Source organism: Acidimicrobiales bacterium (assembly GCA_035316325.1).
In the GTDB taxonomy this organism is placed as follows: domain Bacteria; phylum Actinomycetota; class Acidimicrobiia; order Acidimicrobiales; family VFJN01; genus DASXTK01.
On record DATHJB010000172.1, the window covers coordinates 43776 to 62180 of the forward strand.

General features: G+C 69.6%; 20 protein-coding genes. 8 read left to right on the forward strand and 12 right to left on the reverse strand.

All coding sequences use genetic code 11. The features are described from left to right. Positions 1 to 8: 8 nt before the first annotated feature. The 5 genes from VK611_23070 to VK611_23090 all read left to right on the forward strand — a co-directional run bounded on the left by VK611_23070 (position 9) and on the right by VK611_23090 (position 3608). Positions 9 to 641, forward strand: a complete 633-nt coding sequence (locus VK611_23070) for a TetR/AcrR family transcriptional regulator (protein HMG44234.1) — start codon at positions 9 to 11, stop codon at positions 639 to 641. Continuing rightward, complete coding sequence (locus tag VK611_23075) at positions 638 to 1471, forward strand: SDR family oxidoreductase (GenBank protein ID HMG44235.1); 834 nt, start codon at positions 638 to 640, stop codon at positions 1469 to 1471. The genes VK611_23070 and VK611_23075 overlap by 4 nt, the downstream gene beginning before the upstream one ends. A 14-nt stretch (positions 1472 to 1485) precedes the next feature. After that, complete coding sequence (locus VK611_23080) at positions 1486 to 2451, forward strand: zinc-binding dehydrogenase (protein ID HMG44236.1); 966 nt, start codon at positions 1486 to 1488, stop codon at positions 2449 to 2451. Between the two features lie 67 nt (positions 2452 to 2518). Continuing rightward, positions 2519 to 2803, forward strand: a complete 285-nt coding sequence (locus VK611_23085) for a hypothetical protein (GenBank protein ID HMG44237.1) — start codon at positions 2519 to 2521, stop codon at positions 2801 to 2803. Positions 2804 to 3077: 274 nt separating this feature from the next. Next, on the forward strand, positions 3078 to 3608 hold the full coding sequence (locus tag VK611_23090; protein HMG44238.1) for a fatty acid--CoA ligase family protein: 531 nt from the start codon (positions 3078 to 3080) through the stop codon (positions 3606 to 3608). On the opposite strand, the gene VK611_23095 is transcribed toward VK611_23090, so the two are convergent. The 9 genes from VK611_23095 to VK611_23135 form a co-directional block, all read right to left on the reverse strand. Beyond that, positions 3585 to 4589 carry a dihydrodipicolinate synthase family protein gene (locus VK611_23095; GenBank protein ID HMG44239.1) on the reverse strand — a complete coding sequence of 335 codons (1005 nt, stop codon included), beginning with the start codon at positions 4587 to 4589 and terminating at the stop codon, positions 3585 to 3587. The two genes, VK611_23090 and VK611_23095, sit on opposite strands and share 24 nt — an antisense overlap. A gap of 20 nt (positions 4590 to 4609) precedes the next feature. Beyond that, entirely contained in the window at positions 4610 to 6058 is a 1449-nt protein-coding gene (locus VK611_23100; protein ID HMG44240.1) for an MmgE/PrpD family protein, read from the reverse strand. Positions 6059 to 6151: 93 nt separating this feature from the next. Beyond that, on the reverse strand, positions 6152 to 7495 hold the full coding sequence (locus VK611_23105) for an amidohydrolase family protein (protein ID HMG44241.1): 1344 nt from the start codon (positions 7493 to 7495) through the stop codon (positions 6152 to 6154). Positions 7496 to 7534: 39 nt separating this feature from the next. After that, positions 7535 to 7864 (reverse strand): thioredoxin domain-containing protein, encoded by a 330-nt coding sequence (locus VK611_23110; protein ID HMG44242.1) that lies wholly within the window; start codon positions 7862 to 7864, stop codon positions 7535 to 7537. Continuing rightward, positions 7861 to 8622 carry a glutaredoxin domain-containing protein gene (locus VK611_23115; GenBank protein ID HMG44243.1) on the reverse strand — a complete coding sequence of 254 codons (762 nt, stop codon included), beginning with the start codon at positions 8620 to 8622 and terminating at the stop codon, positions 7861 to 7863. Before VK611_23115 ends, VK611_23110 begins: the two co-directional genes overlap by 4 nt. A 33-nt stretch (positions 8623 to 8655) precedes the next feature. After that, positions 8656 to 9462, reverse strand: coding sequence for an ABC transporter permease (locus VK611_23120; GenBank protein ID HMG44244.1), 807 nt, complete (start codon positions 9460 to 9462; stop codon positions 8656 to 8658). Then, a complete protein-coding gene (locus VK611_23125; protein HMG44245.1) occupies positions 9450 to 10217 on the reverse strand; it encodes an ABC transporter permease subunit in 768 nt (255 codons plus the stop codon). The genes VK611_23120 and VK611_23125 overlap by 13 nt, the downstream gene beginning before the upstream one ends. Further along, positions 10214 to 11104 carry an ABC transporter ATP-binding protein gene (locus VK611_23130; protein HMG44246.1) on the reverse strand — a complete coding sequence of 297 codons (891 nt, stop codon included), beginning with the start codon at positions 11102 to 11104 and terminating at the stop codon, positions 10214 to 10216. The genes VK611_23125 and VK611_23130 overlap by 4 nt, the downstream gene beginning before the upstream one ends. Beyond that, positions 11101 to 12192 (reverse strand): ABC transporter substrate-binding protein, encoded by a 1092-nt coding sequence (locus VK611_23135; GenBank protein ID HMG44247.1) that lies wholly within the window; start codon positions 12190 to 12192, stop codon positions 11101 to 11103. Before VK611_23135 ends, VK611_23130 begins: the two co-directional genes overlap by 4 nt. Before the next feature lie 559 nt (positions 12193 to 12751). On the opposite strand from VK611_23135, the gene VK611_23140 reads away from it, so the two are divergent. Together VK611_23140 and VK611_23145 are read left to right on the forward strand one after the other, a co-directional pair. Continuing rightward, a complete protein-coding gene (locus tag VK611_23140; GenBank protein HMG44248.1) occupies positions 12752 to 13510 on the forward strand; it encodes an SDR family oxidoreductase in 759 nt (252 codons plus the stop codon). A 60-nt stretch (positions 13511 to 13570) separates the two neighbouring features. After that, complete coding sequence (locus tag VK611_23145; GenBank protein HMG44249.1) at positions 13571 to 14200, forward strand: TetR/AcrR family transcriptional regulator; 630 nt, start codon at positions 13571 to 13573, stop codon at positions 14198 to 14200. 223 nt (positions 14201 to 14423) lie between these two features. Here VK611_23145 and VK611_23150 read toward each other — a convergent pair whose 3' ends face one another. After that, positions 14424 to 15032, reverse strand: a complete 609-nt coding sequence (locus tag VK611_23150) for a helix-turn-helix domain-containing protein (GenBank protein ID HMG44250.1) — start codon at positions 15030 to 15032, stop codon at positions 14424 to 14426. Between the two features lie 111 nt (positions 15033 to 15143). Between VK611_23150 and VK611_23155 the strand changes: the two genes are divergently transcribed. Beyond that, positions 15144 to 16142 (forward strand): zinc-binding dehydrogenase, encoded by a 999-nt coding sequence (locus tag VK611_23155; GenBank protein ID HMG44251.1) that lies wholly within the window; start codon positions 15144 to 15146, stop codon positions 16140 to 16142. A gap of 136 nt (positions 16143 to 16278) precedes the next feature. Here VK611_23155 and VK611_23160 read toward each other — a convergent pair whose 3' ends face one another. Both VK611_23160 and VK611_23165 read right to left on the reverse strand, forming a co-directional pair. After that, positions 16279 to 16791, reverse strand: coding sequence for a hypothetical protein (locus VK611_23160; protein HMG44252.1), 513 nt, complete (start codon positions 16789 to 16791; stop codon positions 16279 to 16281). 239 nt (positions 16792 to 17030) lie between these two features. Then, positions 17031 to 18206 carry a serine hydrolase domain-containing protein gene (locus tag VK611_23165; GenBank protein HMG44253.1) on the reverse strand — a complete coding sequence of 392 codons (1176 nt, stop codon included), beginning with the start codon at positions 18204 to 18206 and terminating at the stop codon, positions 17031 to 17033. Positions 18207 to 18405: the final 199 nt, after the last annotated feature.

Consider the following 18405-nt stretch of genomic DNA (forward strand, 5'->3'; position numbering starts at 1 on the left):
GACCCAACGTGGGCAGATCCAGCACATCGAACGGCCTCGAGAGCTACTCCGAACGGGTCGAGGAGATCCTGACGACCGCCACGACGCTGTTCTCCGAGCTCGGGTACCGAGGGGTCGGGATCCGCCGGATCGCCGACGCGGTCGGCGTGCAGCCGTCGTCGCTGTACCACCACGTCCCGGGCAAGGAGGAGCTCCTCTACCGCATCGCTCTCCGGGCCACGACCGAGTTCATCGACGCGCACCCGCCGGCGCTCGAGACAGACACGGACGTACCGCAGACGCTCCGCTCGCTGGTCCGCGCCCACGTCGTGTACTTCGGCAGGAACAAGCTCGCGCAGCAGGTGGCCGAGCGGGAGCTACGAGAGCTGTCGCCCGAGCACTTCGAGGAGGTCAGGCGACGCCAGCGACAGTGGCTCGACAGCCTGACCACGTTGGTCGAGCGCGGCCAGCGGGAGGGCACGCTGCGCGTCGCCAACCCCCGGATCGCCACTCGGGCGATGCTCGACATGCTGAACCACTTCAACCGCTGGTACGAGTCCCGTCCGGGGCTCCGGCTCGACGACCTCGCGGACCTCTACGCCGACCTCGTCGTCGACGGCCTGCTGCAGGCCATGCCGACTCCGTCGGGCGCCGGTCGATGACCCCCAAGCCCGCCGCGTTCGACCTCGACGGCCGCGTCGCCGTCGTGACCGGTGGCAGTGCCGGGATCGGCCTCGGGATCGCCCGCACCCTCGGAGCCGCCGGCGCGACGGTCGCCATCTGGGCCCGGGACGAAGACCGCCTGGCACGGGCCACGGAGTCCCTGACGCAGGACGGCATCGCGACGGTGCCCGCCCGCTGTGACGTCACCGTCGAGGACGACGTGGAACGCGCCATGGAGACCACCATCGGAGCGGCCGGGCCCCCGGACGTGCTCGTCGCGAACGCAGGCCTCCAGTCGACGCGGGTCCCGTTCGTGGACACGTCGGTCGAGCTGTGGGAGCGCTCGCTGCGCGGCAACCTCACCTCGGCGTTCATCTGCTTCCGCGCCGCGGCGCGGCAGATGATCGCCCGGGGATCCGGCGGCTCGCTGATCGCGGTCTCGTCGGCGGCCGCCCTGCAGGCATCACCGCTCATCCACCAGTACGCCGCGGCGAAGGCCGGGCTCCATGCCCTGGTCCGCGCGGTCGCCCACGAGCTGGCACCGGCGGGGATCCGCTGCAACGCGCTGGTGCCCGGCTTCACCGAGAGCGAACGCCTCGTCGCCGCCGACCTGACCGACCAGAAGCGGGCGGTCAGCCTGGCGTCGATCCCCGCCGGTCGCTTCGGCCTGCCCGAGGACCTCGGCATGGCGGCGCTCTACCTGGCCGACCCCGCGCTGCGCTACCAGACGGGAGGGATGCTGGTCGTCGACGGCGGCCTGTCGACCATGGCCGCGCACAACGCGGCCGCCGCCGGGTGGGACGCGTCCCGCCGCGCCGGCACCGGGTGAGCAGGCGCCCGGAGATGTTCGCCGTCTACGCATCCGAGCCGAACGCCGACGCACCGCTCGCGTCACTCCGGATCGGCGAGCGGCCCGCACCCGTCCCCCCGCCGGGCTGGGTGCGCGTGCAGGTCACAGCCGCAAGCCTCAACATGCACGACATCTGGACCCTGCGCGGGGTGGGCATAACGCCCGACCAGTTCCCGATGATCCTCGGCTGCGACGGGGTCGGGACGCTGGACGACGGGACGGAGGTCGTCATCTACCCCGTCGTCAACGCCCCGGAGTGGCGCGGCGACGAGACGCTCGACCCGGGCCGGAAGCTGCTCACCGAGCAGGCTCAAGGGACGTTCGCCGACGTCGTCGTCGTACCTGCCGGCAACGTGCTGCCCAAGCCCCCGTCCCTGTCCTCCGCGCAGGCCGCGGTCATGGGCACTGCATGGCTCACCGCCTACCGCATGCTGTTCACGAAGGCACGACTCCGCCCCGGCCAGCGCATGCTGGTGCAGGGCGCGTCGGGAGGCGTGTCCACGGCACTCGTCCAGTTGGGGCGCGCCGCAGGGTTCCACGTGTGGGTGACCGGGCGATCGCCCGAGAAGCGAGCGCTGGCGGAACGCCTCGGTGCCCACGAGACCTTCCAGACCGGCGAGCGCCTTCCCGGCAGGGTGGATGCGGTCTTCGAGAGCGTCGGGGCGGCGACGTGGTCACACTCCCTGCGTTCGCTGCGCCCCGGCGGGGCCGTCATCTGCTGCGGCGCCACGAGCGGCCCCAACCCGCCGGCCGACCTGCAACGGCTCTTCTTCCTCCAGCTCCGGGTCGAAGGATCGACGATGGGCACCCGTCAGGAGCTGGCGGACCTCCTGGACTTCGCCGCGAGCGCCGGGCTGGGCCCCGAGATCGGCCGGGAGCTGCCCATGGTCGAGGCGGAGGAGGGCTTCCGTTCGATGATCGCCGGAGAGACGGCGGGCAAGGTCGTCTTCCATCGATGAGCCGCACCGGTCCGGACCTACGACGAAGGAGAACACCGTGGCGATCCAGCTCCGAACGGGAGGCCGAGTGCGCTCGGCGACATGCACCGCCGAGTTCATCGTGGTGAAGGCGCCGGCGGAGCCCGTCGACCTGCGCTGCGGCGGCGAGCCCGTCATCGCCGGGGTCGTGCGACAGGACGTCACCGGCAGCCCCGGGACGGCCGTCGACGGGGGCTCGTCGATCGGGAAGCGGTACGTCGACGCCACCGGCGCCATCGAGGTGCTGTGCACGAAGTCGGGGCCGTCGGCGCTGTCCACGGCCGGCGAACCGCTCGTGGTCAAGGGCGCCAAGCCGCTGCCCTCGTCGGACTAGGGCACGGGTCGTGCGCCTCGAGCTGCTGCTGCAGATGGCCGCCGACGGCGTGGGCGAGCGCGTGGCCGTCGGGCCGCCGCCGTGTTCGCCGGCCGGGCCGCTGAGCGGGTCGCCCTGGTCGACCTGAGCTCCGAGGCCGTGCCGATCGCGCTGTTCGGGTCCGCCCTGGAACCTCGCCGCCTACGTCCTCGCCACCGTCGAGTTCGCGTCCGCCGGCGAGGACGAGGCGGCGATCGTCGGCGTACCGCCCTACCACATCGCCGGCATCTCGTCGGTGCTGACGTCGACGTACTCGGGCCGGCGCGGCGAGATCTGGGTCCGGGGCGAGCAGGTCTCCGGCGAGTACCTCGGTCCGGACGCCGGCGGGCCCGGCGACGGCTGGTTCCCCACCCGCGACGCCGGGCACGTCGACGAGGCCGGCTACCTCTTCGTGCACGGTCGGTTGGACGACGTCATCGTGCGCGGCGGTGAGAACCTCTCGCCCGGCGAGATCGAGAGCGTCCTGCTCCAACATCCGCAGGTGCAGGCCGCGGCCGTCGTCGGCATCACGGACGCGGAGTGGGGCGAGAAGGTCGTCGGAGCAGTCGTTCCTGCCGACGGGGTGGCCGTGGACGAGGACGAGCTGCGCGCCTTCGTCCGGGCCCGCCTGCGGTCGACGAAGACGCCGGAGCACATCCAGGTCCGCACCGGGCTGCCGTTCAACGAGACCGGGAAGCTCCTCCGCCGCGTCCTGCGCACGGAGCTGGCCCAGGTCTTCGGGACCGCGGGTGCGGAGCCTCGGTCAGGTCGTCAGGACACCCGGTAGCCGGCCCTGTCCGACGTGGGAGGCGATCTCGGCGCGGAGCCAGGTCCGGTCCTCGTCCGAGAACTCGAGGGTGAGCGGGCGGGCCGGCCCACCGACCATGCCGATCTCGTCCTGCCACGCCTTGATGCCCGCGCACGGGTGCTCCTCGCGCCCGAAGGGCCGGTCGAAGAGCGGTGCGTAGATGCGCAGCCAGGAGCTCACCAGGGGAGCGAGGTCGCGCTCGTAGATGCGGCGTGCCTCGTCGAGCCGGCCCTGCACGCTGAGGTCGTACATCTCCCGCACGGGCGTCCAGCCCGGGGTCTGGAGCATGTAGTTGCCCGACGTCGGCGACATCATCACGATGCCCGCCTCCGCGTACGCGGGCCAGTCGGTCACGCTGCCGGCCGACACGACGATGCGGTCACCGATCGCCTCGTTGACCTTCACGACGTGGTCGACGCTCTGGTCGTGGCCCTTCATGCAGCAGACGTTGGGGAGGTCGACGATGCGGTCCTCGAGCTCCGGCGGCAGGATGTAGCCCGCATGGGGTGTGTTGTAGAGCATCACGCCCATGTCGCCGGCGGCCTCGCACACGAGCTCGAAGAACCGGTAGATGGTCCCGTCGCTCTTCGCCCACTCGAACGGCACGTTGACCATGGCCAGGTCACAGCCCACCTGCGCGCAGTGCGAGACGAGGTCGAGCAACTCCGGGAGCGTCTCGTGGACCGGGTACGCGTAGGAGACCACGCCCGCCGCCCGGGCTTCCTCCGCGAGGATCTCGTGCACCCGCTTCCGCTCGTCGACCGTCAGGGTGTAGGGCTCCCCCAGCGGCCCGCCGGCCCCGAGGCCGTCGGCCGACAGCTCGACACAGCGACGCAGGTTGTGCCGCAGACCCTCCTCGTCGAGCGCCGAGAGGTCCGGGGTGAACGGCGTCGTGTTGCCGAAGAACAGACCGGCGCACCGCTCGCGGGCCCATTCCTTGCGCTCGCTTGCCTTGACCATGCTTCTCCCTCCAGGGGCGCTCAGGCGGTGAGGAGTCGGACCACGTCGGCGACCGTGCCGTCCCCGTCGAGGCCGAAGACCGCGGCCGACGCCGCCTCGACGTCCGCCGACGGCAGCACGCGACGGGTCAGGTGGGCGAACTTCTCGACGACCTTCTCGTCCGGGAGGTTGGCGCTGACCGACCAGATCTCGGCGGTCCCGTGGAGCGACCGGCCGCCGCGCAGCCGGATCTCGACGTTCGACCCGAAGCGCATCGGCCACTCCTGCTCGAACCCGCGCTCCAGATCGTCCGACCCGACGATGCGCACGCGCTGCGACAGAGCGCGCCGCGGGGCGTCGTCGACCTTGTCGTCGGTGTAGAGGTCGAGGAAGTACGGATCGTCCGCCAGCTCGTCGTGGTAGGCGAGGACGGCCGCCGTGACGTAGGGAACGCTCACCTTCGCGGCGACCCCCGTGCGGGGGTCGGGATCGGTCATCATCGGCCTCGTCCCGCGGTGGTTGGTCTCGACGACGATCTCCGCGACGTCCTCCGGCCGGATCGCCGGCTGGCCCTCGAGGGCGTCGAGCATGGCGTCCGCGGCCGACTGGGTCATCCCGGCAGTCTGGTGGAGCTTGAAGTGCAGGCCGCCGGAGCTGACCAGGTACTCGCTGCCGAGGTTGCGGAGGAGCAGCGAGGGCTCGTAGTCCTCGACGAGGACCGTGTAGTGGTCGTGCACGTCGGCGGGGCCGGTCACGCCGTGCGCCGCCATCTCCGCGTACGTCACCGCGGTGCTGTTCGAGAACCCCTGGTACAGGTCCTTCACGAGGCCGCCGTCCATGAACGAGCGGATGAGGCCGACCGCGGGCGTCATCGCCGTGGACATCGTGAGCGCGTGCTTCATCTCGTCGACGGTGAGCCCCAGGAGCCGCCCGGCGGCGGCGGTGGCGCCGTACACCCCGAAGGTCGGCACGGGGTGGAAGAGAGGGATGATCGACGTCCGCGTCTCGTCCTTCGCCGCGAACGTGGGCGAATCGGGATGGACCCGGACCGACAGCCCCGAGCGGATCGAGATCTCGTAGCCGACGACGAGCGCCGCCAGCAGCTCACGGCCGCTGGCCCCGGCCTTCTCGGCCACGGCGAGCGCCGCGGGCGGCACGGCGTTGCCGGCGTGCATCGTCGCTCGGGTGAAGGACTCCGCCAGCTCGGTGGCGTGCACGTAGGTGCCGAAGGCGTAGGCGGCGTTGGAGGCGGTGGTCCGGAACCCGCCCGGAAGGACCGTGGCCTCCTCGGTGCCGCCCTGCTCCCGGAGCCACGAGAGGACCGCTCGGCTCGACGGCGCCTGCGAACCGATGATGCCGACACCGAGGCAGTCGAGGAGGCTGCGCTTCATGCGGTGCACGGCGTCGGCGGGCAGGTCGTCGAAGCGGGTCTCGACGGCGAACTCGGCCCAGGCCCTCGCGACGTTCGGCCTATCTCCGATGACTGTCACCCTGTCATGCCTCCATCCTCCCTACCGAACGATCGATCGGTACTCCCGGCATTGAACGAGCCGCGCCCGACGTTTGTCAAGCGGACGGCCGGGTCATCGCCCGGTCACGCCTGCAAGGTCCTCCTCGAAGAGCCCGCTCACCTCGGCCCTGTCGATCTGCTCGTACGACGTGGTGCCACCGCCCCGGATGTGGAGGTTCGCGACCACGCGGGGATCGACGTGATGCTCGCCGAGCAGGTCGCTCGGACGAGGGCCGATCCGCTCGGCGACCGCCGCCAGCTTCTCGCGGTCCAGCCCGTAGCAGCGCACCGCGTTCTCGCCGAGGAGGAGGCGCAGCTCGTCCTCGGGCACGTCGCGCAGCGTGTCCCGTATCCAGTCCCACGTGTTGGGCCATGTGCCCTCGAAGTGGGGGTAGTCACGGCCGAACATCATCCGGTCGATGCCGATCTCGGCGCGCAGGCGCACCTCGGAGTGCTTGATCGAAGAGACCGCCGCCCAGCAGTTCTGCTCCCAGTACTCGCTGGGCTTCCGGGCCAGAGGTGTGCCTCCCTGCTCGAACCGCGCGTCGAGCAGGTCGAGGGTCGCTGGCACCCAGTCGGCGCGGACCTCCGTCAGCGCGAGCTGGAGGCCGGGATGCCGGTCGAAGACGCCGCCCAGCATCAGCGACCACATCACCTGGCGGGGAATCAGGTCCAGCTCGAAGGGAGACCCTTCGACCCCGCTGACCATCGCGGCGATGATCTCCTCCTGCGTCTTGCCGACCGTGATCCGCTCGATGAAGCCGAGCATGTGACCTTGCGGGTAGCCGTGCCCGGCGTGGACCGACAGCACCATGCCGTGCTCCGCACAGGCCCGCCAGAACGGCTCGTAGTAGGGGTCGTAGAGGGGCGGGAGGGCGGGGTCGGAGATGATCCCGGGCACGGCGATCGACCGGAAGCCGTGAGCCGCCACCCACTCCAGCTCCTCGACGGTCCCGTCCATGTCGAGGCACGGGCCGGGATCGGCCAGCCCGAACAGCCGACCGTCGGCCTCGGCCATGCAGTCCGCGACCCAACGGTGGTACGCCTGCACGCCGGCGAAGCGGACGTCGGCCGGGTACGGGCCGTTCTGGACCCCGAAGAACGGCACCGTCGCCAGCTGGGTGCCGTAGATGAGGATCTCCGCCGCCACCCCTTCCTGGTCCATCTCGGCCAGGCGCCGGCCGACGTCGTACGACCCGAGCAACCCGCCGGACCGCATCGCCCGCCGCTCGTCGATCGCCTCGAGCACCTCCGGAGGAGGGTTCGAGATGGCCCCGGTGAAGCGGGTGAAGTTCTCGTTCTCACGCTGGAGCGCGTCGTCGATCCACGACCGGTAGCGCGCCTCCATGTAGGGCCGGAACGTCTCGGGCGGGGCCGTCGTGTGCCCGTCCGCCGATACGAAGAGGATTCTGTCCACTCGGATCTCCTTCCTTGTGGAACCCGGCACGCGCCGGGCTCAGTGCGTCCAGCTCGACAGCTCACGCACGATGTGCCGCTTCGGTCGGGCGCCGACCAACCGCCTCACGGGCTCTCCGCCGACGAAGATGATCAACGTCGGCACCGATGCGACCGAGAACCGCTCGGCGAGCCCGGGGTTGGCCTTCACGTCGATCGATCCGACGATCGCCTTCTCCCGGTACTCCTCCGCGACCTCGTGGAGGATCGACCGCACCTGGACGCAGGGCGGACATGCGTCCGACCAGAAGTCCGCCACGACCGGCAGTGCCGCCCGCCCCACCACGGCGTCGAAGTTGCCGAACGACAGCTCGACGATGTCCGCGCTCATGTGAACAGGCGCTCGGGCATCGGTAGCCCGTCGAGCTCGCTCGGCCCCAGCGGACCGTCCGGCTCGATGCCGCTCGCGCTCAGCAGCGCTTCGACCTGACGCACGTGCTGGGCCGTGTGCCACACCTCGCGTTCGAAGGCTGCGTGCAACGTCTGATGACCCCAGTAGGTGTCCACCACGCGATCCAGGGGATCGTCGTGGCCGTCGTCCTCCCACCACCGGCGAACCCGCGTCAGGGTCTCCGTCGCATGGTCGACGATCTGCTCCGCCGACGAGATGTCCCCGGGTGCCCGGTTCCTCTCGTAGTCCATCTCGTAGCGATCGGGGTAGGCGTCCGGGTCGTAGAGGAACAGGAACTCGCGCATCACCGAGGCGCCATGGTGTGAGATGTCCCGCAACGTCCACTCCCAGGATGGAGGCTTCGTGTCGAGGACCTCCGGCGCTACCTGGGCCATGTGCCGGCAGAGCGCGGCCATGATCGCTTCGTACCGCGCCTGGAGCTCGCCCGGCGGACAAGGCTCGCGAGCGTCGTAGGGAACATCGAGCAGCCTCGCGACCGCAGCCAGGTCGCAACCGTCGGCCCACCGACCGTCGACGACCGCGGCGGGCGCAGATGCTCCCAGTTCGAGGAGCCGCTCCGCGCGAGCCGGGTCCTCGTCGACGTTGACGCTGTCGAACGCGAGTCCGGCCGACTCGACGAACTCCTTCATCCGCAGGCATGCAGTGCACCCCGGGATCCAGTACAACTCGATGTTCATCTGACCTCATCCCCCCTTGTGAGGATCACGGATTCACAGGCCCTCGGCTTCCAGGGCCCGCGACCTCTGCTTGGTGTTCCAGCTCCTCACCGCGACGTTCGTGACGACGCCGAGCGACGCGGCCACCAACGTCGCGGCGTAGATGCCATCGGTATCGAAGTCGTTCCGGCTCGCGACGAGGAGGCCGCCCAGGCCGCCGGCGCTCATGAGCATCTCCCCCACGATCGTCGACACGAGCGTCAACGGAGCGGAGATCATCAGGGCCGCGAGGGCGTACTCCCGCGAGTGCGGAACGAGGTAGGCCGACAGGAGGTCGCGGTCCTGCGCGCCCATGACCCGCAGGCTGTCGAGCATGACCCGATCGGACGACCTGAGCCCCTGCAGGACGTTGTAGAAGATGGGGAAGAAGGCCGTCCCGACGACGTAGACCATGATGGGTGCGAGGCCACTTCCGAGCCACAGGATGAACAGCGGCACGAGCACGATGCGGGGCACGCTGTTCACGACGGCGGCGACCGGCTCGAAGAGGTTGGCGATGTGCTTGCTGCGCCAGACCAGGAACGCCGCCACCAGCCCGAGGACGGTTCCGATGATCAGGCCGCCGGCGGCGCGGCCCAACGTCGACCGGATCGCTCCCCAGAGCACCGCGTCACCGCCGTCCAACCCCATCCACTCCCCGAGGGTCCGGCCGATGGCCGAGGGCTGCGCCACGAGCAGCTCGTCCAGCCAGCGGCCCGGGGCCACCTCGAAGAACGCCAGCAGCCCCACGAGGATGAGCGTCCTCCCGAGCCACACGGACGAGCGGTACCTGGCGCCCGACCGGTCCTTCACAGCCGCCACGACGAGACCCTCCGATCGAAGCGCCGCAGGAGGTTGTCGACGAGCACGCCGACCATGGTGAGCACCGTCACCACCGACAGCAGGCTCGTCGCGTCGAGCGCGTACTGGGCGCTGATCACGAGCCGTCCCATGCCCGGCGTGTAGGAGAAGAACTCGGCGAACACCGTTCCCAGGATCGCCAAGGCTGCGCTCAGCCGAGCGGACGCGACGAGGAAGGGGACCAGCGTCGGCAACGTCAGGTTGACCCAGACGTCGCGCTCGCTCGCGCCGAGCATCAGCAGAGCGTCGCGATGGCTCTGCTTCGACGTCGCGAGGCCGGCGCGGACGTTGTAGTAGAAGACGAAGAAGACGAGCAGGACGACGAGGAGGAACTTCGGGGTGTCACCGAGGCCGAAGGCGAAGAGGAAGAGCGGGACCAACGCCGGCTTCGGAACGGCATAGACGATGTCGACGTACCAGCCGAGGACGTCGTCGATCCACCGGAGCCGGGCGAACGCCGACCCGACGACGACGGCTCCGACCGCCGAGATGAGGAAGGCCGTGGCGGCGATCCTCATCGTGCGCACCAGGTTCGTGGAGAGCGTCCCGTCCTGGAGCCACTCGCCGATCTTGTCCACGACGAGCGTCGGGCGGCTGACCCAGAACTCGTCCTGGTAGCCGAGGCGCACCGCGCCTTCCCACAGAGCGAGGAAGACGATCAACGCCGCCGCCGAGTGCAGGCGATCCGACGAGAGCCGACGCACGATCGCCCTCACCCCGCGTGCCGCCGCCTCGCGAGCCTGCTCCACCAGCTCCCTCGGTGCTCCTGGAACGCCGTGGCATCGGAGGGAGCCTCCAGCTGGTCGCGGAGGGTCTCCCACACGAGGTCGTGCAGCGCGATCAGGTCGGGATCTCGTCGGGTGTCCCGCGGCTTCCCGGCCGTCACCGCCAGGTCGAGCAGCACCCTCGCCGGACGCCGGGAGAAGACGACGATCCGGTCCGCCAGGAGGAGCGCTTCCTCGATCTCGTGGGTGACGTAGAGGACGGTCATCGATTCCCGCCCCCACATCTCGAGCAACCAGCTCTGCATCTTCTGACGCAGCAGGGCGTCCAACGCCGCAAGGGGCTCGTCCATCAGCAGCGTGCGCGGGCGGTACACCAACGTCCGGGCGATCATCGCCCGACTGCGCATGCCGCCGGAGAGCTGGCCCGGGTACGCCCGCCCGAAGCCGCTCAGGCCGACCTGCTCGAGCGTCTCGTCGACGCGACGGCGGATGTCGTCCGGCCTCTCGTGCCGGAACTTCAAGGGCAGGGCGACGTTCGCCTCCACCGTCCGGTACGGCAGCAGCGTGTCGCGCTGGGTCATGTAGCCGACATCGGTGTTGACCCCGGCGATGGGACCGCCGTCGTAGGTGACCTGCCCCTCATCCGGCTCGAGCAGCCCTCCGATCATGTTGAGCAGCGTCGACTTGCCGCACCCACTCGGCCCGATCAGCGCCACGCGCTCACCGGGCCGCAGGGACAGGTCCACGTCCTGCAGCACGGGGGCCGGAGGTGCGCCACCCGGCCCCGGATACGCGAGGGAGACGCCGCGGAGCTCGAGGCTCGCCCCGCTGCGGGTCCCCAGCTCTGCCACATCCCGGGCGGTGTCCGTCACGGTCATGCGTTCGGCGGCGTGATGCCCAGGTCCGCGATCGCCGCGTCCTGGAACGAGGAGTCGAACGACGCCGAGTACGAGACCGTCTCCAACGGCGCCTCCTGCGTGCTGTTCACCAGGTCGAGGGTCGAGTCGAAGGCGCCCTCGGAGACGTAGGCGCCGTTCCGGCTGTACACCTGGTAGCCGATGTCGAAGGTGGCGTCGAACACCGCCTCGCTCATGTCCGGGTAGGCCTCCTTCATCAGGTCGTGGACCTCCTCCTGGTTGCCCTCGTCCTTCAGGTAGTCCCAGGCGCTCCAGTAGGCCTTCATGAACGCATCGAGCGTGTCGGGATGCTCCTCCGCGAAGGAGCTCGTCACGGTGAAGAAGTTCGCCACGCCGTCCGTGATGTTCGGGACCTTCTCGAGGTCCTGCAGGGAGACGATGACCGCTCCGACGCGGTCCTTGGCGAACGACGTCTGATCGGACGGAGAGAGGAACGCATCGATCCGGCCGGCTTCGAGCGACGCCAACATCGCCGGCGTGCTACCCAGGTACTCCGTCGTCGTCTCGCCGGCGGGGTCGACGCCGTACTGGCTCAGCACGTAGCTCAGCACCGTGGCGATGGAATCGGTCGGCCCGACCACTCCGCCGAACTTCGCTCCCGCCAGCTCGGGGATGATCTCCTCGGGGTCGGTGTCGGCATCGAAGCCTCGGCTCTCCGCGAAGTCCGGATCGATCGCCAACTGCCAATCGCTCCCGACGGCCGCCGTGCCGACCAACTTGACGTCGATCTCCCCCTTCTCCATCGGGATCATGGTCGTCGAGGGCCCCGACTGGGTCATGTCGAGCGATCCACCGGTGAGGCCTGCGAGCTGCTCGGCCCCTGTGCCGATGTTGAGGATCTCCAGGGAGAGTCCTTCGTCCTCGAAGTACCCGCGAGCGAGGGCGGTGCGAAGCAGCATGGCGTTGTTCGGGGCGTCGTAGATCGCGACCTTGAGGGTGTCCTGGCTCAGCGACTGCCCTGCGTCGCCATTCTCGGCAGTCGTCGTCGCGTCGTCGTCACCGGCGCACGCGGCAACAGCCAGAGAAAGGATCAGGGCCACGCCGATCATTCGCAACGTACGACGACCCTGGACAACGGACTCCCGCGGAGTCGCACGTACCTGGAACAAGACGTCTCCCCCTGTTTGCATGTTCGAACTTCAGCGCACGTTCCCGCGACTGACGTCGAGATCCGATCGATGCCCGATCGATCGTTCGGTAGGCTGAACTGTGACGAGCGTCTCATGCAGGGTGGACCGTGTCAAGGGTTCGAATCCCAGAACGAACCACTCGCCAGACCCAGGACGCGGCCGGGTGCGGGCCCAGCCGCGAGGGTCGGTCGCAGACCGGATCAGCCGACGCTTCGCCGCGGTCATGCCGCTGACCTGGACCGACGTCGATCTCGGCACCCGCTCCCACGTCCGCGCGACGCACCACACGGGCACCATGGGGGTTGACACCCGGGGCCAGGCGCCGGAACACTGGATCTATCGATCGATCGTTAGGGCCTACCGGCTACCGCACGCGAAAGGGGACCGCGCGGTCAGGTCGGCGACCTCGGGTGCGTCGTCACGATCGCGATCCGGCGTTTGCAGCCGTAGCCGCAACAGGGAGCGAGGCAAACATTCAATGACTGGACGCGAGACCGCCGAAGAAGGCGATATGACTGCCGTGGCCATCACCGGAGCAGCCAGTGGCATCGGTCGGCATACCGCTATCGAGGCAGCTCGTCGAGGAGCGAAAAGACTTTGGGTCATCGACCGCAACGAAAGCGGCCTTGACTCGCTCCGCGACGAGATTCCGTCGGCGTGCGACCTTCGCCCGAAGGTGCTCGACGTCACCTCGCGCAGCGGCATCGATGCGCTCGCTCGCGAGTGGATGAGCGAGTCGCCGCCAGGCCTCCTGGTCAACGCGGCCGGCATTCGATTCTCCGCGGCTCTCGGTGACACGACCGACGAGGAGTGGGACGACACCATCGCCGTCAACCTGACGGGCATCTTCCTACTCACCAGAGCGGCGTCGAATGCGATGCTTCACCATGGGGTCGGGGGCGTGATCGTCAACATCGCGTCCATCGCCGCCGACATCGGCTTCACCGAGCGCGCCGCGTACTGCGCTTCGAAGGCGGGGGTCCTCGGCCTCACCCGAGCAGCCGCCCTCGACCTCGCGCCCCACGGCATCCGGGTGCTCGCCATCTCCCCCGGCTTCCATCGCTCAGGGATCAGCGATGACCTGGGGGACGACATCGTCAGCGCGACGGTACCTCTCGGGCGGCGCGGCGAGCCCTCCGAGCTGGCCGCGCTGATCCACGACATCGCGGCCTCTTCGTACGTGACAGGGACCAACGTCGTCGTGGACGGAGGCTCCTCGACAGGACGTTCGATCTGACGGCGACGCCGTGAACTAGGGTCGGCCGAACGATCGATCGGCCTCGGGAGACGGCGAACGGTGGCGAAGGAAGCCGGCACTACCGCGGTGGCCGAGCCGTACCCGGACCGGGTCGAGGAGGTCCTCACGACGGCGACTGCCCTCTTCTCGGAGCTGGGCTACCGCGCCGTCGGGATCCGGATGATCGCCGACGCCGTGGGCGTACAGCCCGCCTCGCTCTACTACTACTTCCCGGGTAAAGAGGACATCCTCTATCGCATCGCCCTGCGAGCGACGACGGACTTCATCGACGCCCACTCGACCATCCTCGAGGCAGGCACGAGCGCGCCTGACACGCTGCGGTCGCTCGTCCGCGCCCACGTCGTCTACTTCGGCAAGAACAAGCTCGTGCAGCAGGTGGCGGAGCGGGAGCTGCGGGAGCTGTCGCCACCCCACTACGAGGAGGTCAGGCGGCGTCAGCGCCAGTGGCTCGACGAGCTGTGCGCGCTCGTCGAGCGCGGGCAGCAGGAGGGTTCGCTCCACGTCACCAACCCGCGGGTGGCCACAAGGGCGATGCTCGACATGTTGAACCACTTCAACCGCTGGTACGAACCCCGTCCGAAGTTGGGCCTCCAGCGCCTGGCGGATCTCTACGCCGAGATGGTCGTCGACGGGATGCTCCAGGGAGTGTCCGCGTCCGAACCCAGGTGACGACCGCGATCGGTTCACGCGCCGAGGTCGGTGGGGCAGCGGTTCCAGAAGATCCGCTCGTCGGCACGCTCGCGTGGGGCCGGCCGGAAGGTGGTCCCAATCGTGTTGGCCGGAGGCGCGGCATTCTGTGCATGTCGGAAACGGCCAAGACCAGGCGATCTACCGAGATCGGCAAGGACGCCTTCGGCCTGGACCAGTCGCAGGTTCGGCCCGCCCGGCGCTGCTACACGGACGAGAGCGTGTCCCAGGCGGCCATCGCGCAGGTGATGACCGTCTCCAACTCGGCGCGGGTGGCGCCGTCGCGGGCCTGTACAGATAGGCCCTGCACCACGGTGGTGTAGTAGCGGGCGATGGCGTCGAGGCTGGCGGGCGGCGCGGTGAGGTCGCCGTCGGTGACGCCGCGGGCGAGCCGGTCCCTGATCTCGGCGAGCATGCCGCGTCGCAGGCCGGCCAGGAACTCCCGGATCGCGTGGTTTTCCACGGCGCCGGTGGGCGCGGCGAGGATGAGCATGCAGTAGTGCGGGGTGTCCGGGCGGGTGATCTCATCGGCGGTGGCACGCAGCATGGCGTGGACCGCGGCGCGTGCGGTCGGTTGTTCGCGCAGCGCTCTCCGGGGCGGCTCGCCCGAGGTCGTGCCGTAGAGCGCCATGACCTTGCGGAACAGGTCCTCCTTGCTGCCGAAGCAGGCGTAGATGCTGGCCGAGGCGATGCCCATGGCCTCGGCCAGGTCGTTGAGCGAGGTCCCCTCGTAGCCGCGCTCCCAGAACAGGTCCAGGGCCTGGCGCAGGGCGGTGTCCGGGTCGAACGTGCGCGGCCTGCCGCGAGTAGCCATCCCACATCCCCTCCGGACTTCTTTGTCGTTCGATCAAGTTTACCTTGACCTGCACCGGACGGCCGTGACAGTTTGTTGGTCGTTCGATAAATAAAGGGGAACCCGATCGTCATGAGCCTTCCCGCAACCATGCGCGCCCTGCGGCAGACGTCACTGAACGGCCCGCAGGACCTGAGCCTGATCACCGACGCGCCGGTCCCGAACCCAGGCCCGGGCGAGGTCCTGATCCGTGTCACCGCCGCCGGCGTCAACTTCGTCGACATCTCGCAGGCCCACGGCACGTTCGCAGGCGGCCCGCAGCCGCCGTATCTGGCGGGCATCGAGGGCGCCGGTGAAGTCACCGCCGTCGGCGAGGGGGTGACCGACCTAGAGCCCGGCGCCCACATCATCGGCGTCGGCATCGGAGGCGGCGCCTTCGCCGAGTACATGGTGCTGCCCGCGGCCGCCGCGGTCCCCGTGCCTGCGGGCTGGGCCGACGAGCAGGCGCTGGGCCTGGTCGTGAACTGGCCAACCGCGCTTGCGGCACTCAAACCACTGGGCGGCGTCACCGCAGGGCAGACCGTGCTGATCCACGCCGCGGCCGGCGGGACCGGCCAAGCCGCGGTGAAGATGGCGAAGCACTACGGCGCAACGGTGATCGCCACGGCCTCGCCAGGCAAGCACGAGGTGGTACGGGCGCTGGGCGCCGACCACGTCATCGACTCCCGCGGCACCGAGATCGCCGCCGAGGTCCTGCGACTGACCGACGGCGCGGGCGCCGACCTGGTACTGGAGTCGGTCGGCGGCGCCACCCTCGACGCCAGCCTGGCCGCGACCAAGCGGATCACCGGCCGAGTCGTCGTCTATGGCCTGGCCGGCGGGGAAGCCGCGATCACCAACTGGGAACTGGTCTACAAGCACCAGATCCACGTCATCGGCCTGAACATCGGCATCCTGATCCAGGCCGCACCGCAGATCTTCGGCGAGGTCATGGGTGAGATGTTCGGGCTCCTCGCGGCCGGGGTGCTCGGCCCCGGCCAGCCCACCATCTACGACCTGGCCGAAGGGCCGAAGGCACTCGCCGAACTGGAAGCGCGGGCCACCGTAGGCAAACTGGCACTGCTGCCCTGAGCAGACCGCGACGCCTCGAAATCATCCCCCAGTCGGCACGCCGCGGCACTCGACAACGAGTTGAGGCACGCAGAACGATTGCTACCGCTTGCCCCAAAGCCGGGCTGCGGTTGGTGTTGCAGACAGCAGTGCTCGGTCAGGTGTCGGCTGCTTGCTCTGTGGCGTCGTTGGCTTCGACGAGACGGAGCCGGAGGCACTGGTCGACCCCGAACCAGCGGTGGGTTCGCTGCTCACTGGGTGGAAACTCGTCTTTGACGTCGTCGGTGGCGACGACTTCGGGACGGTCGACGGTGCAGGTCTGCCCGTTGGTGACGAGCACAGCGGAGCCGCCGGCCAGGACGTTCTTCAGCCAGTCCGTGTTCGACCCGTAGGGCAGGGAGACCAAGAACCCGCCGTCAGTCGCGAAGGGCACGACAGGGGTCTCGTAGAGCCGGCCCGAGGTCCGGCCTCGATGCTGTATCACCGCAGTGGACGCCCCGGGCCGGCCTGCCGACCGGCGCTGCAGCTTGTTGGTGAAGGCCCGATTGAACCGACGCACGACCCCGAGGAGACGTGGCGACTTCGTCCGCATCGCGACGACGAGGAACACCAAGCCAGCACACACCACCACCGCAAGGGCAACCACGACGATCAACGCAGTTCGCAGCATCGCTCCAACAACTCTCCCATGCCAGCACCCTGCGACCTCGTCGGCGCCCCGTCGCGCACCCAGCCCCACCGTAGGCAGGCCGTTCGAGCGGGGACGATAGCTGGCGGCACGGACTGCTCGCCTGCACCACCCCGTCCCTCGGTCAACATCGCCAGCGGCTCGGTACCCAACGTGCGCTCACCGCCGGCGTCCGGGCTCGACTGATCCCGAGCCCGTGATCGGGGATGGCTTGCGGCTCGTCAGTGGTCGTGGCCGTGGTGCGCAGCGGCAGCCGTCCAGAAGGCCTCCAGGACGAGAGCACCGCCGGCACCACCCACCTCGGTCTGCGTGAGGAGGATCGAGATGCTGCCGTCGGATGGCACGACGTACGCGCACGTGCCCGTTCCGCCGACCCAGCCGTAACGACCGATGACGTGCCAGAGCTCTCGCTGCTCGATGTCGACACCGCCGCCGTACCCCCACGACTGCCCGTCCAGGAAGACGGAGTCGGTGGCTCGTATCGCCGGGGACAGCTGGTCGGTCATCATCTCGGCAACCCATCGGCCGGGCAGGACGTCGCCGCCACCGGCCAGCAGCATCCGTTGGAAGCGGAGCAGGTCGGCCGCGGTCGACACGTAGCCGCCGGCACCCGATGCGAACACGGGAGGACGCGCGAACTGGCCATCTGGTTCGTCGACGACCACCAGCCCTCCTTCGTCGGCGCGACGGTATGCGGTGGTCGTTCGGGCAGCCTCGCCCGGCGGGAACGAGAACCCGGTGTCGAGCATGCCGAGCGGTTCGAGGATCCGCTCGGCGAGGTAGTCGTCGAACGAGCGGCCGCTGGCCCGAGCGATGAGCACGGTCAGGATGTCGTACGCCGTGTTGTAGGTGAACCCCTCCCCGGGCTGGTGAACGAGCGGGAGCTCGCCGACCCTGGCGATCCACTCGTCGGGGGCCGCGAAGTCCTGCGGGCGCGGTGGGCCCTGGTTCAAACGCTCGAACAGCGCTGCAGAGATCGGCGCCGTGAAGTCCGACGAGAACCCGAGCCCGCTCGTCGAGCACAGCAGATCCCGCACTGTGACGGGCCGGACGGCGGGAACCGTGTCGTCCAGCGCGGCCGACGGTTCACGCAGCACACGCCGCTGAGCGAGCTCCGGGAGCAGGTCGTCCACCGCTTGATCGAGCGTCAGCCGACCGTCGGCGACCAACGCCAGTGCGGCTGCAGCCGTGACCGGCTTGCCCGCCGATGCCACGCGGAACATCGAGTCCTCCCGCATCGGCGAGCCACCCACTGCCTGGTCGCCGAGAACGGTGACCTCGACGTCGTCGCCTCGCGCGACCAGGGCCACGAGCCCCGCGACCTCACCGGCGTCAACGAAGGGCTCAAGCGCATCAGCGATCGCAGTCACAGCCTGACTCTCGCGCGTCACGCGCATCCCGCCCTCGAGCCGTCAGCGGAAGGCTCGCCCGAGGGCGCTCATCCGGCGTTTGGTGACGTCGCGCAACGTGGTTCGGGGACGCAGGTTATGGGGCGCGCGTTCAGTGCGAATGCTCCGGCGGACGGCCGAGCAGATCGCCGAGTCGGTTACGCGTGGCCGGGGCGCTGGGTGGCCTCTGGCACGCTCCGCGCTCGCG

Excerpts from the sequence above, each read along its gene's own strand:
- VK611_23075 (HMG44235.1), top strand. The coding sequence starts at position 638 with ATGACCCCCAAGCCCGCCGCGTTCGACCTCGACGGCCGCGTCGCCGTC.
- VK611_23080 (HMG44236.1), top strand. The coding sequence starts at position 1,486 with ATGTTCGCCGTCTACGCATCCGAGCCGAACGCCGACGCACCGCTCGCG.
- VK611_23095 (HMG44239.1), bottom strand. The coding sequence starts at position 4,589 with ATGGTCAAGGCAAGCGAGCGCAAGGAATGGGCCCGCGAGCGGTGCGCC.
- VK611_23110 (HMG44242.1), bottom strand. The coding sequence starts at position 7,864 with ATGAGCGCGGACATCGTCGAGCTGTCGTTCGGCAACTTCGACGCCGTG.
- VK611_23115 (HMG44243.1), bottom strand. The coding sequence starts at position 8,622 with ATGAACATCGAGTTGTACTGGATCCCGGGGTGCACTGCATGCCTGCGG.
- VK611_23130 (HMG44246.1), bottom strand. The coding sequence starts at position 11,104 with ATGACCGTGACGGACACCGCCCGGGATGTGGCAGAGCTGGGGACCCGC.
- VK611_23135 (HMG44247.1), bottom strand. The coding sequence starts at position 12,192 with ATGATCGGCGTGGCCCTGATCCTTTCTCTGGCTGTTGCCGCGTGCGCC.
- VK611_23140 (HMG44248.1), top strand. The coding sequence starts at position 12,752 with ATGACTGGACGCGAGACCGCCGAAGAAGGCGATATGACTGCCGTGGCC.
- VK611_23150 (HMG44250.1), bottom strand. The coding sequence starts at position 15,032 with ATGGCTACTCGCGGCAGGCCGCGCACGTTCGACCCGGACACCGCCCTG.
- VK611_23155 (HMG44251.1), top strand. The coding sequence starts at position 15,144 with ATGAGCCTTCCCGCAACCATGCGCGCCCTGCGGCAGACGTCACTGAAC.
- VK611_23160 (HMG44252.1), bottom strand. The coding sequence starts at position 16,791 with ATGCTGCGAACTGCGTTGATCGTCGTGGTTGCCCTTGCGGTGGTGGTG.
- VK611_23165 (HMG44253.1), bottom strand. The coding sequence starts at position 18,206 with ATGCGCGTGACGCGCGAGAGTCAGGCTGTGACTGCGATCGCTGATGCG.